This window comes from Methanoculleus sp. DTU007 (assembly GCF_001512385.1).
GTDB classification, from domain to species: domain Archaea; phylum Halobacteriota; class Methanomicrobia; order Methanomicrobiales; family Methanoculleaceae; genus Methanoculleus; species Methanoculleus thermophilus.
On the sequence record NZ_LFRO01000047.1, the window covers coordinates 1 to 827 of the forward strand.

1 protein-coding gene is annotated in these 827 nt (G+C 62.9%); it reads right to left on the reverse strand.

What is annotated here, in order from left to right; all coding sequences use genetic code 11:
• The coding region (locus ACI94_RS05535; protein WP_286681188.1) for a lipopolysaccharide assembly protein LapB at positions 1–827 on the reverse strand (827 nt) is incomplete at both ends.

Genomic DNA, 827 nt, shown 5'->3' on the forward strand with positions numbered 1-827 from the left:
GAGAGGGTCGAGAGGACGCTTGCCTTGTTCTTCTGGATCTGCTGGTTGTTAGGCTCGATCTCGAGTGCTCGCTCGTAGCATCCAAGTGCGTCCTCGTAGCGCCCGAGTTCGTGGAGCGCGTTTCCGCAGTTGTTCAAGGCGGCTATGTTCTCCGGCTCTCTCCGGAGCACTGCCTGGTAGCAGATGACCGCCCTGCTGTAGTCGCCGAGAGCGTAGTAACTCTCGCCACGGTGGTAGTCTGCGCCCGTATGATCGGCCTTGAGCCTGAGCGTCTGGTCGAAGCACTCGATCGCCTCTTCGTAGCGCCTTTTGGCGAATTGGACGAGTCCTTTCTGGTACCAGACCTCCGGGTCGGCCGCGTTCTCCCTGAGCGCCCGATCAAGTGAGGCGAGCGCAAGGTCGTAACGCTTCAGCCTCCTGAGCGCCATGCCTTTCTCACGCCAGATCCCGGGGCGGTCGGGGCTGATCCGGTATGCCCGGTTGTAGGACTCGATCGCCTCTTCGTAGCGCTCCAAGAGGCGGTGCGCCCGGCCCCGGTTGTACCAGGCGTCGGCATCGTCGGGACGGAGGGCGAGTGTCCGGTCGAATGACAGGATGGCCTCCTCGTAGCGCTCAAGCGTCATGAGGGTGCACCCCCGGTTGTACCAGGCGTCGGCACGGTCGGGACTGATAGCGATAATGCGGTCGAAGCACTCGATCGCCGTATCATAGCGGGCGAGGAGGAGATAGATCGTCCCCTTCGCGTACCAGGCCTCTGTGTCCTCGGGGTCGATGGCGATGATGCGGTCGTAACATTCGAGCGCCGCATCGTACCGGCGTTCGGCGGC